Consider the following 14,182-nt stretch of genomic DNA (forward strand, 5'->3'; position numbering starts at 1 on the left):
CCTCGTCTTCGTCGACGCGCCCTGCACGGGCACCGGAACCTGGCGCCGCCGGCCCGATGCCAAGTGGCGCCTGAAACCTGGCCAGCTGGCCAAACGCCAGCAGGAACAGACCGACATTCTCGCCAATGCCAGCGAATTCGTGAAGCCGGGTGGACGACTGGTCTACGCGACCTGCAGCTTCCTGATGGAAGAGGATGAAGACCGTGTGGCAGAGTTCCTCTCCGGCCATCAGGACTTTACCGAGGAAGACGCCGCTGAAATGGCGATCGCCTCGGGCCTGCTGACCGATGAAGGCGCCGCCATGGTCCGCAACTACCGCGGCCCGTCAGGATCGGTCCGCCTGACCCCGCGCCGGGCGGAAACGGACGGTTTTTTCTTTTCGGTGCTCAGGAAGTCTGGCTAGGGCTCAGAACCCCGGCGCGAACAGTTTCGTCAGCAGGACGCGCTGACGGGCGGAAAGTTCCGGTCGCCAGATCTCGAAGATCAGAACGAAGCGCGACTCGGCACTCTCGTTCCAGGCTTCGTGATTGATGGAGTCGTCGAAGATGAACATCTTGCCGGGCTTCCATTCGCGCGTGTCGTTGCCAACGCGAAAGCCGCATTTCTCTGGAATGATCAGCGGCAAGTGACAGACAAGCCGGGTATTGAACATGCCAACATGCGGCGGAATCCGAGTTCCCGGTTTGAGCTGCGAAAACAAGACTGACGGGCGTGGCGACGGAAAGGCATCGGCCCCAATCGCGTCGATCGCCGCCATTGTCTTCGGGCACGCCGCAATGTTCTCCGCGATTCGCTCGCCCTGTTTGACGAGGTAGAACGCACTCCAGTCTGTGCTGTTGAGCAGTGGGGAATCTCCCGGCGCGCCTTTCTGGTTCCGGTCTTCGACATAGGGAGAGAATCTTGCCGCCTGACGGGCCTCCGCCAGCACAGCTTCAAGTTCTGCCCGGATGGTGTCGGTTTCCGCTTCCAATGCGGCAGTCCACGGGAATTCATCGCGGTGGAAAAATTGCCGGTTCGGCAGGCCGGCATACAGAAACCGCGACGGCTGGGAATAATATGGCCGCTTCCGTTCGGCGAGGATCTGGAGAGATTCGATCAGGAGCTCGTCCTCGGGCTCGCTGCCGAGCTTATGAACATCGATGAAATCATCGACCGGATGGCGAACGTTCTGAACCGGGCGGGACAAGGCCTGCCGGGCCCGGACGAGGAGGTCGGCAATTTCCGGTGACTTGTTCCCAATCGCTTCTGCTAGCGGAACGGCCTGTTCAAAGAAGGATCGCGCGCGAAGAGACTGGCCGCAGGAGTCCAGGAACATGCCCATGTAAAGCAGCGCACGCGGATTTTCCGGTTCGCGGCGGATCGCTTCTGCAAGTGCCTGTTCGGATCCGGCCATGTCCTTGTTCAGCGATCGCGCATGAGACAGCACAATCCAGATATCGGCGCCTGGCCAGCCAAGTTCTATTGCTTGATGAAAGGCCGCCTCGGCTGCCTGGCCATTGCGCGCATTGAGCGCCTGCATGCCCTGACCGGCAATCTGGCGCGCCTTCTGAAGATTGCTGTCCATGGAAGTCGTCCTTTCGCAGGCCTTGTCCGGTCAATTCCCGGTGACGACTTTCTCTCCGGAGAAAGTGGAAATCGCGCCGAGGAATTTCGCGATTTCGGTACGCTCTTGCTCAGACAGTTCCGGACGCCAGATATCGAACAGGAGGACTACCCGGATTTCGTTCCCATCATTCTTCGCTTCGTGTTCGATGCTATCGTCAAAGATGCACACTTTACCTTCCTGCCAATAATGAGTTTCGCATCCGACACGAAGCCAGGCGGGGCCGGGCACCAGGACCGGGAGGTGACAGATCAGGCGGGTGTTGATCAGTCCGTGATGCGGTGGAATATGTGCGCCAGGTTTGAGCAGGGAAAACAGGACCGACGGCGCCTGTCCGGGCAGGCGGTCGAGTGGAATGTTCTCAAAAGCGGCGGCGGTGACTGGGCACCGTTCGCAATTTTCCTCCACGCGCTCGCCGTCCTTCCAGAGGTAAAAGGCGCTCCAATCATCATTGCCGACAAGCTTGTGGCTCTTCACGTTCGGTTGGCTGTCATGACGCTCCAGATAGGGCCGGAAGGCCGCATGATCCTCCAGAACGCCCATCAGTTCGCGTTTGATGTCGGCCGTCTTCGCTTCGAGGCCGGCGACCCAATTGAATTCGGCGGTGTCGTAGAACTGGATCTGAGGCAGGCCGGGAAAATAGTATTTCGTTGGCTGCTGGAGATAGATACCGGATTTGCCGAGGAGAATATCGACCGATTGGTCGAACCGTTTGCTCCGCCTTGCCTTCGGCAGCTCGCCTTCGATAAAGGCTTCATAGCCTTGCGCATATTCTGCGAGACGGGCTTGCGCCCGTTGGACACCTTGCCGGATCCCTGGCGCCACTTGTCCGCCGGCAAGCTGGATCGCTTGCAGGGCGCCAGAATAGGCGCGGCTCGCATCCTGAGTACGTCCGCCGGCGTGCTGGACGTCTCCGAGCAGCAACAATGCTCCAATGTCCTGCGGCACTTCCTTGAGAACAGAGAGCAGCAACTCGGCTGCCTCGCCAAATCGGCCAGCGCGGGCATGCTCAAACGCAGCCTGTTTGCGGCTTTCCAGGGGGAGGGTGGTTGTCATTCCGGCAGGAAATGCCGGTCCGTCAGCAGGGTCAAGCGCCAGTAGCGCCGCAGCCGCATCTTGATGTGGACGAATCTCTCATCCTCGGCTAAGCGGCGCCATGACTGACCAGAGACACGAACGCGCCCTTATCGTCGACTTTGGAAGCCAGGTGACTCAGCTGATCGCCCGGCGTCTTCGCGAGAGCGGCGTCTACTGCGAAATACACCCCTTCAACAAAGTTGATGCTGCGTTTCTGGCAGATTATGCCCCGAAGGCCATCATCCTCTCAGGCGGCCCGTCCAGCGTCACCTGGGAAGGCAGCCCAAGGGCGGACGATGCCGTCTTCAGCCTCGGCGTTCCGGTACTTGGAATCTGCTATGGCCAGCAGGTGATGATGGAACAGCTGGGCGGCAAGGTCGAAAGTGGTACCAGCCGCGAATTCGGTCGGGCGTTCATCGAAAAGGTCGTCGATGACCCGATCCTTGAAGGCCTTTTCCACGCCGGTGACCACGAGCAGGTCTGGATGAGCCATGGCGACCATGTTGCCGACATGGCGTCCGGCTTCGGCGTAATCGCGAAATCCCCTGGCGCACCTTACGCAATCATCGCGGACCCGGAGCGGCGCTTCTATGGCACGCAGTTCCATCCGGAAGTCGTTCACACGACCCATGGCCGCCAGCTGCTTCGCAATTTCACGCATGGTGTCGCCGGTCTGAAGGGCGATTGGACGATGGCTGCATACCGCGCTGAAGCAGTCCAGAAGATCCGTGATCAGGTCGGTGAGGGGCGCGTGATCTGCGGCCTGTCTGGCGGGGTCGACTCCTCGGTTGCCGCTGTTCTCATCCACGAAGCGATCGGCGACCAGCTGACTTGCGTCTATGTCGATCACGGGCTGATGCGCGCGGGCGAAAGCGATCAGGTCGTGAACCTGTTCCGCGAACACTACAATATTCCGCTGGTCCATGTGGATGCGTCGGACCTCTTCCTCGGCAAGCTCGAAGGTGTGACGGATCCGGAGCGCAAACGGAAAATCATCGGCGGCCTGTTCATCGACGTTTTCGAAGACGAAGCGAAGAAGATCGGCGGCGCGGATTTCCTTGCTCAGGGAACGCTTTATCCGGACGTGATCGAGAGCGTTTCTGCGCTCGGTGGACCGTCCGTCACGATCAAGAGCCACCACAATGTTGGCGGCCTGCCGGAACGCATGAACATGAAGCTGGTCGAACCGCTTCGCGAATTGTTCAAGGATGAGGTCCGCGCGCTTGGCCGGGAGCTTGGCCTGACCGATGCCTTTGTCGACCGTCATCCGTTTCCGGGCCCGGGCCTTGCGATCCGTATTCCGGGTGCAATCACACGCGAGAAGGCCGACACGCTGCGCAAGGCCGATGCGATCTATATCGAAGAGATCCGCAAGGCGGGTCTCTACAATGAGATCTGGCAGGCTTTCAGCGTCCTGCTGCCTGTAAACACGGTCGGCGTGATGGGCGATGAGCGCACCTATGAAGCCGTCCTCGCGCTGCGGGCTGTGACATCCACAGATGGTATGACTGCGGACTATTATCCCTTCGAGCATGAATTCCTCGGCCGCGTCGCGACCCGGATCATCAATGAAGTGAAGGGCGTCAATCGCGTCGTCTACGATGTGACGTCGAAGCCGCCCGGTACAATCGAGTGGGAATGATTCCGCGTCTCTCGCGGACTATCGCGAACGATCAATAAATTCAACAAATACAATAGCTTGATACCGATTTTCGTTCGGTGTCTATCGCCTTCTATCGCGGGCCAACGGAACATTCTGACGGTATCGCCTGACGGTATACAAATTGCCTCTTCCTGCCTAAAGTCAAAATACCGTCAGCCCATTTTGGCGGCCTGACGGTATTTTTTCGGCATAACGCATTGAAAAATAAGTTTTTTGTTGTGGAAAATTGGCCATTTCGGCCTGACGGTAAAATTGGTGGGAAGGAGGCGCAACATGCTGACCGATATTGCAATCAAGTCTTTGAAATCAAAGGATAAACCCTACAAGGTCGCAGACCGGGACGGTCTCTATGTGTCCGTCGCGCCGACGGGCACCAAGACCTTCCGCTACGATTACCGTGTGAACGGGCGCCGGGAGACGCTGACCATCGGGCGTTATGGCAAGTACGGGATCACGCTGGCGGCTGCGCGCGAGAAGCTGATCGATGCGAAGAAGCTCGTGGATGAGGGTGTCTCACCCGCCAAGGAAAAGAAGCGGGCCAAGGCCAAAGCGAAATCCGAAGGGACGTTCGGGGAGCTTGCTCAGCGCTGGCTCGCTGAGAGCGAGATGTCGGACTCGACCCGCGACATGCGTCGTCACATTGTCGATCGTGACCTGATCCCGGCGCTGGGCAATTACACCTTGCGCGAAGTGACGAGCGAGGACGTCCGTCAGCTCTGCGACAAGATCAAGAAGCGGGGCGCGCCTTCAACGGCGCTGCACGCCCGCGAGTTCATCAAGCTCATCTACGCCTTCGCCAATTTGCACGGCATCCGTGTCGAGAATCCCGCCGAGGAGGTCGATCCCCGGTCGATCGCGCGTGTCCGGCCCCGCGACCGCTCGCTCACGCCGCTGGAGATCCGGGTCCTCTATCGCGTGCTCGAAGAGATCACCGCCAATCCGACGCTGAAGCTCGGCGTGAAATTCATCCTGCTGACGATGAAGCGCAAGACCGAGGTCGCCCATGCGACATGGGATGAAGTCAGTTTCCAGGATGCGGTCTGGACCATCCCGAAGAAGCGGATGAAGACCGGCCTCGACCACAATGTCTATCTGTCGAACCAGGCGCTCGATATTCTGGTGGCGCTTAAAACCTGCGCAGGCGGATCGAAATACGTCTTCCCGTCGCGCTATGACACGTTTCGCCCGATATCGAATGCGACCTTCAACCGGATCACCGACAGCGCCCACAAGCTGGCAAGCGAGATGGAGCTTCCGCTGGAGCCTTTCACCGTCCACGACCTGCGGCGCACGGGCTCGACGCTCCTGAATGAGCTTGGTTTCAATCGCGACTGGATCGAAAAAAGCCTCGCGCACGAAGACCGGCGCTCTTCGCGTGGGGTCTACAACAAGGCCGAATATGCAGACCAGCGCCGCCACATGATGCAGGAATGGGCCGACATGATCGATGCCTGGGCTGCGGGTGAAAGCCGCAAGCCGAACATCATCCCGGAGAGCATGGCGGTCTACGCCGCTGATCCGAGGGTGGGGTGATCGTCACTTCCGGTTCGGGCGCAGAAGGAGTCTTTACGACCGGCATGAAGCGTAGGCCAAAGCTGACGTTTGCGATTGCGGCGCGAAGCAGCGCTGATGGCGCCAAACGGCCAATCGTGGATCCCAGGTCAGATTGGATGAATGTCGTGGACAATCCCATGTTGCAACACATCGGTCTAAGTAGGAAGGTGTAACTATGGGGGGCACCGTGGACATCAAAGACATTTTCCCGCCGCCTGGTCACGTGCAGCGCTTGAGGTGCTCTGACTGCGACGGTTGGCTCGATCTCGCTTATGCTGACTTCGACGAAACTGTGTCAGGGGCGCGGATAGCCATCAAAGGGCTGCCCGTACTTCGGTGTTCTACGTGCGAGAAGGACTATCTTCCGGACCGATCGCGCATCTCGATCATCCGGCTGCACGAGCAGTGCGTGTCCAAGGTATCCGCCGGTGTCACCGTAACGCGTAGGAAGCTTGAAGACCGCTACCCCTTCACGGACGTGCCGTTCCAGTATGATGCGGACGACTACGAATACCTGCCTGGCCTTCGCGGGCAGGGGGACGGTTTTCTCACACTTGTGTTCTTCAAGAGAGGGGTCTTGCTGAAATACGACACGGCGTCGGGCTATCGCCTGACGTTTGCGTCTCGGACGTACGGCACGATCACCACGGACGAAGACAACCAGATAAGCTTTGGCATCAACCGAAATGGCCGCGTCGTGATGTGGCTCGGCGACATCGCGACATTGCCCGTGCCGGAACAGTATTACCTGCTGTCTGAAAACGTGGAATCGGATCACTCCATCGGCAGCGAATTCTACGATGGACAGATCGACTGCATATTTTCCGATCCAACACCGGAAAACGACCTACTCGCGGCAAGGACGGACTTCCTCGAAGCTGCCAGGATGCATTTTGGAGCGACGCTCGCCCACCTTGAAGCCGAAGTGGTGGCGATCGCCCTCGACTTTGCGAGGCCGCTCACAGACAGCGTGAAGAACCAACAGCATGCGGCGGACGCGCTCAACAAGATCCACGTCGAATCTCTGGATACACAGGCCATCGGGAAGTTGCTGAGCGCGGCCGGAGGCGATCCCAAAGGCCTTGGCGGCCTGAAGCGCCTGCAGACACTACTTGAAACGCTTCCCGGCAGTTCCGCAATTTCGAATCTCATGCTGCCGCTCTTCGTGACCTACGATCTCCGGGTGGCAAACCTGCATCTCACATCTACGGGGACGGCGTCGGACAAGATGGACGATATCACGAGCCGCCTTGGTCTCCCGGCCGCCGCGCCGTTCTTTGATGTCTACGACGCGCTGGTGAAGCAGCTTGCGGCGGCTTATCGCGGGTTGCAGGAGCTCCTCACCCCGTAGCTGCAAGAGGCGGTGGCTGATCTTTCGCGGCCTCTAGTCCAAGACGGGGCCAAGCGATGCACTGTGCCTTCGTCAGCTGCTTGTTCAACTCATCCTGCGGTGGGCGGCTCGGAAGATGCTTTGGCGGTGTCGCAGTCAATACGACTTAACGATTGGATGTCTGCTAACGGGCGCGCTGCCTACGAAACGCAGCATTGTCCGCAATGAGGGATATTTGAGACAGTTCACCGCATTCGATAATCCGGATGCGGTCCGCAGCCTTCGCGACCCTTGCGCCTTTGGGCGTCGATCCACTCCAGCACTTCGGCGAGGGGCCAGACGACGCATCGGGGTGTCAGGTAGAACCGCTGCGGAAATTCGCCCTTCTGTTCGAGTTCGTAGATCGTCGTATCGGAGAGCGGCACAAGCTTGCGAAGCTCCGGCCGCCTGACGGTTCGGCGCCTGAAGATGTCGGCGGGCGTGATCCGTTCAGGATCGGTTGAAGTGACCGGAGCAGGGGCCTTTGGCGGCGGGTTCAGGTCCCGCGCGAAATCCCTAAGCCCTGTGCGCCCGCCCTCCTTTACGCGATGCAACATGACGCACTCCGATTACACCGTCTTCGCCCGGTTCCACACCATCACGCCGGTGCCGTCTTTCTCGTTCTCGAAGAAGGCCGCGCGCATGGGGCTGGCAAAGCTCGGGTCGTCGAGTTTGACGGCGAGGTAGGGCGTTTCGCCATCCTTGCTTTCCTGACGCCAGGCAGCGCCGAGTTCGGCCCCGCCGGCATAGAGGCGGAAGTCGGGGGCACCGTCTGAGGCCTTGTCACTGTTGGGAACAAGCTGGGCTTTGACATTGATGGTCATGGTGCGGATGGTGCCGGTATAGCTGCCTTCCTTCAGGGTGAATGTTCCGATCTGTGCCATGGGTTTAGGTCTCCGTGCTGGCGGTTGAATGAAGGGCGCGTCGCGCCCGCTTGAACCCGGCGTCGGACGCCAGGAAGCTCTCGATCATGGCCGGGATCAGCGCTTCGGGCTTTTCCTCCGCGCCGTAGGTCTGGCGGTAGATTTCGGCATAGTCGCTGAGCGCGCTGGCGAGCTCGGGATCGACCGAGAGGCTCATGCGCACCGGGGTGCGGTCGGGTAATTGTCCGAGACGAAGGGTCATCGTGTGGCTCCTTGGGGATGGGGTCTGAGAATGAGATCGCGGGTGACGACCACGCGCACCGGCCAGCCGGGGCGCACGCGGATGGTTGGCTGGATGCCAAGATTGCGCTCGACGACGCGTTGACCGGCCTGGTTGACGGTGTCGGTCGTGCCGCGGCGGATGGCGCGTTCCAGGTCGCCGTCTCCGTCTGCGCCAAGTTCGGCGCCGACGCCGAGAATGGTCGCGAGGCCTGCCGCGAGGAACACGCGGTCCCAGTGGTGATCGGTGCGGTCGGACAGGCCACGAACATGACCGCGATCATGATGAAGTTATGAAAAAACGAAATCGGCCCCAGCATGTCGCTGATCTCTTCGAGCAGCGGCTGACCGGCATCGAGACCGACACTGGCAATGAAGCCGGGGCGCAGGAGATCATCGGCAGTCATCGTCCCGCCGCCAGCGGTCACGCCAAGCTCGGCGAAACTGTCAAAGACGATACCGGCGAGGAGAGAGAAGTTGCCGATGATGAAGGCGAAGAAGCCGACATAGAGCACCTTCTTCAGGAGCCCGGCGATGACGTCCGTGTTCTGGCTTAGCGCCCAGAACAGGCCCGCCAGCGTGATGTCGATGGCGATGAGCGTGGTCGACAAATAAGCGACATCGCCCGCCAGCAGGCCGAACCCGCTGTCAATGTAAGCTATGAAGGTCGCAAGGAAGGTGTCGATCACGTCCATGGCGCGCTATTCTCCGAGGAAGGCCCGGGTGCGTGCGCGACCACGTTCGGCTTCGGCGAGTTGGCGCGCCCGCTCCAGCGCCTCGGCGCGGTAATGGGCCGCCATCATGGCTTCCATTTGCATGAGCTGCTCGGTCTGCAGGGCTTCGATCTGGTTGCCGGCCTGGGCGACCTGGAGATTGCCGACGGCGGACTGGCTGTCCGCGATCAGCCGGTCGAGGCTGTCACTGTCAGCCCGCGCTGTGGAGACGACCTGCGCCGTGACGGTCAGGCTGTCCCTGTAAGCTGTGCGCGATTGCCGCCAGCGGGCGCGGGCCTCTTCGACGAGCACGGCCTGACGCGGCGGCTCGGCGCCATAGTCTTCCGGGTACACCTCTTCATACTCGCGCTCGATTTCCTCGACGCGGTAGCCGATGCCTTCGGCCTCGCGCATCAGCTCCTCGATGCGGCGCATACGGCGCAGGATGTCGTCAGCGATAGAATCCGGCAGTGCTTCCAGATCGCGCGCCATGTTTTCCAGCATTTCGATTTCATGGGTGAGCTGCTGGATCTGCTGGTTGACCTCCTGAAGCGAGCGGATGGCCTGGTAGATGTTCTGGATGTGATTGGCCGGGTCATACACCGTCCATTGGGCCGAAGCGGGCGGCGCGATGAGGATGGAGAGCGGCGCGGCGCAGATCAAAGCGGAGGCAAGTATGCGTTTCATCGGGGGCTCCTATTCGGCGGCGAGGATGTGGGAGGGATTGAAGGGCGCGTGCGCCTCAGGCTCCGGCGCATGGCCGGGCCAGCGGGTGAGAAGCTCGGCTGCCCAGGGCAGGCCCTTTTCGATCAGCCAGCAGGCGGAAAAGCCGTCGCCTTCCGTCTCGGCCCAGATGCGATCCATGCGGGCCTGGTCTTCGGGCGATGACGCGCCGCAGACGGACAATGCAATCGGCCCGAGGCCAAGATCGAAGACACGGGCCCCGAGGGGCGACTGGTAGTAATAGTCGCGCTTCGGTGTGGCCCTGCTGATCAGTTCGATCTGGCGCGCGTTGAGGCCGAACCGCTGATAGGTCTCGCGGGATTGTGGTTCCTGCGCGCGCTCGTTCGGCAGGAAGATGCGCGTGGGGCAGGATTCGACGAGGGCTGGCGCGATGGTGCTGTTCGCAATGTCGGCAAGGCTTTGCGTCGCGAACACGACGGACACGTTCTTCTTGCGAAGGGTCTTCAGCCATTCACGGATGCGCGCGGCAAACATGGGATCATCGAGGAAGAGCCAGGCTTCATCGAGGATGAGCAGTGTTGGCCTGCCATCAAACCGCGCTTCCAGCCGGTGGAAGAGATAGGTGATCACAGGCGCCACGGCGCCTTTCGCATGCATCAGCTCTTCCATCTCGAAGCAGACTGTGTCGGCGAGCGCGAGGCTTTCATGGTCGGCATCGAGGAGCCGTCCGTGCGGACCTTCCAGCGTGAACGGATGCAGCGCGGATTTGAGCGTGTCGTCCTGCAGCATCAGGCTGAGGCCTGTCAGCGTGCGTTCGGGTTCAGGCGCTGAGCTGAGAGACTGGATCGCTTCCCAGAGCTTTGCCTTGAGGTCCGGCGTCATCGCGACGCCTTCATTGGTGCAAAGACCCGCGAGCCAGTCGGCGGCAAAGCTTGCGCCATGTTCGGTGTCGATATCTTTCAGCGGCTGGAGACTTGGCGCGCGGGCACCGCCGAGATCGATATGTGCACCGCCCATGCAGAGCGTCGCGGCGCGGGCCGAGCGGCCCTTGTCGAACAGGAAGACCTGCGCCCCCTCATAGCGCTTCCATTGCAGGGCTAAGAGCGAGAGCAGAACAGACTTGCCCGCGCCGGTCGGGCCGACGACCAGCGTATGGCCGACATCGCCAATATGCAGGTTCAGGCGGAACGGTGTCGTGCCATCGGTCTGCGCCTGAATGAGCGCCGGGGCGTTGTGGTGACGATTGGTGTCTTCGCCCGCCCAGACGGCCGAGAGCGGCACCATATGGGCAAGGTTCAGCGTGTGCAGAATGGGCTGGCGGACATTGGCATAAGGATGACCGGGCAATGAGCCGAGCCAGGCATCGACCGCGTTCAGTGTTTCCCTGATCGCGGTGAAACCGCGGCCATTCACGATGCGCTCGGCAATTCGGATATGTTCGTCCACCGTGCGGCGGTCGGGGTCAGCAACGGTGATGGTGGTCGTGACATAGCCGTAGGAAACGAGATCACTGCCCAGTTCCTGCAGCGCCGCATCGGCGTCAGCGGCCTTATTGTCAGCGTCATTGTCGACGAGCGCCGCCTGCTCATTGAACATGGTCTCACGCAGCACCGCGCCGATGGATTTGCGCTTGGCGAACCAGTGGCGGCGTTTCTTGCCGAGGACTTTCTCGGCTTCGGCCTTGTCCATCGCGATGAACCGGGTCGCCCAACGATAGGCAAAGCCTTGACGGTTCAGCTCGTCGAGAATGCCCGGCAGGGTCGTGGCCGGAAAGCCGAGAATGGTCAGCGTGCGCAAATGCGCCTCACCAATCATCGGTTCGAGCCCGCCCGCGAAGGGCTCATCGGCGAGAATGGCGTCGAGGAAGACCGGCAGTTCCGGCGTCACGACCGGGTGGCGCTTGGTTGAGATCGTCGAGTGCAGATAAGTCAGCGTCTCGTCGTCAGAGAGCTTCGCAATCTCGGCGAGGCAGGTGGCCAACAGATCAAAGACGCGGTCAGCGTGCTGCTGGAAGGTCTCAAGCCTATGCCGCCAGGTCGCGGCGTCTTCCGTTTCGACACGCTGGATCAGGGCCTTCTCGGCGCGGCCGGTGGCATCGGCGGGCGGCAGCCAGAGCAGGGTCAGATAATACGAACTCTCAAACCGGGTTCCGGCTTCTTCCGCCTGTAATGACCGTTCCTGATCGGTGAGCCAGGTCAGCGCATCGGGAAACTCCGCCTCCGGATAGTCATGCACTTCATGGCGCTGGGCTTCGAAGAAGAGGGCCCAGCCCGAGCCGAACCGGCGCAGCACATTATTGACCCGCGCCATGACGGAGACGAGTTCTTCTTCCGTCGAACTTTCGAGGTCAGGGCCGCGATAGCGGAACGTCGTCTGGAAGCTGCCATCCTTGTTGAGGACAACGCCCGGCGCCACGATGCAGGCCCAGGGCAGATAGTCGGCCAGAAGCGTCGGCGCGTCGGCATATTCTCTGAGGTTCAGCATGTCAGATGCTCCTTGTGGCGCGTCGAGCGGCCTGCGACGGCCATGAAATCCGGATCAGACCGCGCCATGAATACCGCTGCCGAATGCCCCACCGCCCAGAGCACAAGGCCCGGTATCCAGAGCTGGAGGCCGAGGCCGACAGCAGCCGCGAGGGTCCCGATGGCGATGGCGGCGGTTCTTGGCGCGCCCGCCATCAGGATTGGCTCGGTCAGGGACCGGTGGAGCGGGATTTCATAGCCGTCGGCAGACATCAGATGAGCGCTCCGCCGCCGAACGAGAAGAAGGTCAGGAAGAAGCTTGTCGCGGCAAACGCGATCGAAAGCCCGAACACGATCTGGATCAGCTTGCGCATGCCGCCCGAGGTCTCACCAAAGGCCAGCGTCAGGCCGGTAATCGTGATGATGATCACCGCGACGATGCGCGCGACCGGTCCCTCGATCGAGGTCAGGATCTGATCGAGCGGGCCTTCCCAGGGCATGCCGGAGCCTGCCGCATGGGCGGGACCGGCGATCATCAGGCCGAGGCCGATACAGGCCGCGACCTGCACCGTTCGGTTTACGGTCTGGAGGTGGGTGTAGAGGGTCATTGGGTTTCTCCATGTTGGACGAGGGACAGGGAACGGGAGACGAGCGGGGCGGTCTGATACCCCTCGCCGTCAAAACCTGTGACTCGCAGCGCCTCTTCGACGCGGCGCTGGCCGCCCGCGCGGCTCATGAACACGACCACGTCAATCGCCTCTGCGATGAGGTCGAAGGGCGCGCGCGGTGTGGCTTCCAGGGTGAGCTGTTCAAGCCGGGTTAGCGCGCCGTGTGCGGAGTTGGCATGAAGCGTCGTGATCCCGCCCGGATGGCCGGTGTTCCAGGCCTTGAGGAGGTCGAGCGCTTCAGGCCCCCGGACCTCGCCGACAATGATCCGGTCGGGTCGTAGCCTTAAGGTCGAGCGGACAAGGTCCTGCAGGCTGGTGCTGCCGCGATGGGTGCGCAGCTGCACCACATTGGGCGCGGCGCAGCGCAGCTCGCGCGTGTCTTCCAGGATGACAATGCGGTCGTTTTGGAGTGAGGGTTCTGCCAGCAAGGCATTGGTGAACGTCGTCTTGCCGGACGATGTGCCGCCCGCGATGAGGATGTTGGCCTTGCTGGCGATAGCGTCTCTGAGCGCCTGTGCCAGCGCCGGAGCCAAGGCGCCCTGGGTGACATAGTCGCCGAGTTCGAACGGCGTCGTCGCGGGCTTGCGGATCGAAAAGCATGGGCTGGTCGAGACAGGTGGGAGAAGCCCTTCAAACCGCTCGCCGCTGCCGGGGAGTTCGGCCGAGACGATCGGGGACTTGGCGTGAGCGGCCTCTTCCACCCCGGAGGCGACCAGGCGGATAACGCGCTCGCGGTCGCAAGGGGCAAGTGTGTGCTGCGAAATGATGACGCCCACGCCAGCCTTCTCGATCCAGACCGAGCCGTCCGGATTGGCCATCACCTCGATCGTGTCCGGCGCTTCCAGCGCCTCACGCACCACCGGGCAGAAGGCCGTGCGCAGCATGGTGCTGCGCCGGGTTTCTGTTTCGGTATGGTGCGCATGAAGGGACATATCCCAGGGCTCCGACTGTTCATTTCAACAAAGCCAAGGATCGCAGACGGATGAATTCTACGGGAGTGTGAATGGCGGCAAATGGAGGCCGAACGCGGCGCAAGGCGGCGCGTTCCGGCATATTGCGGTAAAGGATGACAAATGCGCTTTTCTGTAGAGTTTGCGGCAGTTTTTCGTGTCACAAGCGAAACGAAAAAGGGTCGTTGTTTAGACGCAAAGCAATTAGAACACTGTTTTCAGACATCTTAATTGAGGTCGTCAGAGAGAAGCGCCAAACAAGCGTTGGCACACTTCTTGCCGGAATTCTCGTAAGAA

Annotated in this window: 14 protein-coding genes and 2 pseudogenes; 4 read left to right on the forward strand and 12 right to left on the reverse strand. The window is 61.0% G+C overall.

The annotated features are described in order from the left end of the window. Positions 1-403: pseudogene (locus HY17_RS05120) on the forward strand (MFS transporter); the annotation flags it as partial. Between the two features lie 3 nt (positions 404-406). Here HY17_RS05120 and HY17_RS19220 read toward each other — a convergent pair. Together HY17_RS19220 and HY17_RS05130 are read right to left on the reverse strand one after the other, a co-directional pair. Then, a complete protein-coding gene (locus HY17_RS19220; RefSeq protein WP_051599717.1) occupies positions 407-1,564 on the reverse strand; it encodes an aspartyl/asparaginyl beta-hydroxylase domain-containing protein in 1,158 nt (385 codons plus the stop codon). Between the two features lie 30 nt (positions 1,565-1,594). Beyond that, complete coding sequence (locus tag HY17_RS05130) at positions 1,595-2,659, reverse strand: aspartyl/asparaginyl beta-hydroxylase domain-containing protein (RefSeq protein WP_051599718.1); 1,065 nt, start codon at positions 2,657-2,659, stop codon at positions 1,595-1,597. A gap of 100 nt (positions 2,660-2,759) precedes the next feature. Here HY17_RS05130 and guaA point away from each other — a divergent pair, with 100 nt between their 5' ends. From guaA to HY17_RS05145, 3 genes are all read left to right on the forward strand, one after another. Next, complete coding sequence (gene guaA / locus HY17_RS05135) at positions 2,760-4,322, forward strand: glutamine-hydrolyzing GMP synthase (protein WP_034763717.1); 1,563 nt, start codon at positions 2,760-2,762, stop codon at positions 4,320-4,322. Positions 4,323-4,616: 294 nt separating this feature from the next. Then, entirely contained in the window at positions 4,617-5,876 is a 1,260-nt protein-coding gene (locus HY17_RS05140; RefSeq protein ID WP_034763719.1) for an integrase arm-type DNA-binding domain-containing protein, read from the forward strand. A gap of 208 nt (positions 5,877-6,084) precedes the next feature. Next, positions 6,085-7,248 carry a hypothetical protein gene (locus HY17_RS05145; protein WP_034764008.1) on the forward strand — a complete coding sequence of 388 codons (1,164 nt, stop codon included), beginning with the start codon at positions 6,085-6,087 and terminating at the stop codon, positions 7,246-7,248. A gap of 224 nt (positions 7,249-7,472) precedes the next feature. Here the strand turns inward: HY17_RS05145 and HY17_RS05150 are convergent, their stop codons facing one another. The 10 genes and pseudogenes from HY17_RS05150 to trbB all read right to left on the reverse strand — a co-directional run bounded on the left by HY17_RS05150 (position 7,473) and on the right by trbB (position 13,867). After that, positions 7,473-7,823, reverse strand: a complete 351-nt coding sequence (locus HY17_RS05150; RefSeq protein ID WP_081812989.1) for an AlpA family transcriptional regulator — start codon at positions 7,821-7,823, stop codon at positions 7,473-7,475. A 12-nt stretch (positions 7,824-7,835) separates the two neighbouring features. Further along, positions 7,836-8,150 carry a DUF736 domain-containing protein gene (locus tag HY17_RS05155; RefSeq protein ID WP_034763723.1) on the reverse strand — a complete coding sequence of 105 codons (315 nt, stop codon included), beginning with the start codon at positions 8,148-8,150 and terminating at the stop codon, positions 7,836-7,838. A gap of 4 nt (positions 8,151-8,154) precedes the next feature. Further along, positions 8,155-8,391 carry a DUF2274 domain-containing protein gene (locus tag HY17_RS05160; RefSeq protein WP_034763727.1) on the reverse strand — a complete coding sequence of 79 codons (237 nt, stop codon included), beginning with the start codon at positions 8,389-8,391 and terminating at the stop codon, positions 8,155-8,157. Next, positions 8,388-8,636, reverse strand: a complete 249-nt coding sequence (locus HY17_RS19845) for a TrbI/VirB10 family protein (protein ID WP_233348647.1) — start codon at positions 8,634-8,636, stop codon at positions 8,388-8,390. The genes HY17_RS05160 and HY17_RS19845 overlap by 4 nt, the downstream gene beginning before the upstream one ends. Positions 8,637-8,668: 32 nt before the next feature. Next, positions 8,669-9,103: pseudogene (locus HY17_RS19850) on the reverse strand (type IV secretion system protein); the annotation flags it as partial. Between the two features lie 6 nt (positions 9,104-9,109). Beyond that, a complete protein-coding gene (gene trbJ, locus HY17_RS05175) occupies positions 9,110-9,808 on the reverse strand; it encodes a P-type conjugative transfer protein TrbJ (protein ID WP_034763738.1) in 699 nt (232 codons plus the stop codon). A gap of 9 nt (positions 9,809-9,817) precedes the next feature. Then, the gene (trbE, locus tag HY17_RS05180; protein WP_034763743.1) at positions 9,818-12,289 is read right to left on the reverse strand and encodes a conjugal transfer protein TrbE; all 2,472 of its coding nucleotides are present in this window, start codon (positions 12,287-12,289) and stop codon (positions 9,818-9,820) included. Continuing rightward, entirely contained in the window at positions 12,283-12,540 is a 258-nt protein-coding gene (locus HY17_RS05185; RefSeq protein WP_034763746.1) for a VirB3 family type IV secretion system protein, read from the reverse strand. The genes trbE and HY17_RS05185 overlap by 7 nt, the downstream gene beginning before the upstream one ends. After that, entirely contained in the window at positions 12,540-12,875 is a 336-nt protein-coding gene (locus tag HY17_RS05190) for a TrbC/VirB2 family protein (protein ID WP_034763748.1), read from the reverse strand. Before HY17_RS05190 ends, HY17_RS05185 begins: the two co-directional genes overlap by 1 nt. Further along, the gene (trbB, locus tag HY17_RS05195) at positions 12,872-13,867 is read right to left on the reverse strand and encodes a P-type conjugative transfer ATPase TrbB (RefSeq protein WP_034763750.1); all 996 of its coding nucleotides are present in this window, start codon (positions 13,865-13,867) and stop codon (positions 12,872-12,874) included. The genes HY17_RS05190 and trbB overlap by 4 nt, the downstream gene beginning before the upstream one ends. Positions 13,868-14,182 lie beyond the last annotated feature (315 nt).

The sequence above is a fragment of the Hyphomonas sp. CY54-11-8 genome (genome assembly GCF_000682735.1).
Lineage (GTDB): Bacteria > Pseudomonadota > Alphaproteobacteria > Caulobacterales > Hyphomonadaceae > Hyphomonas.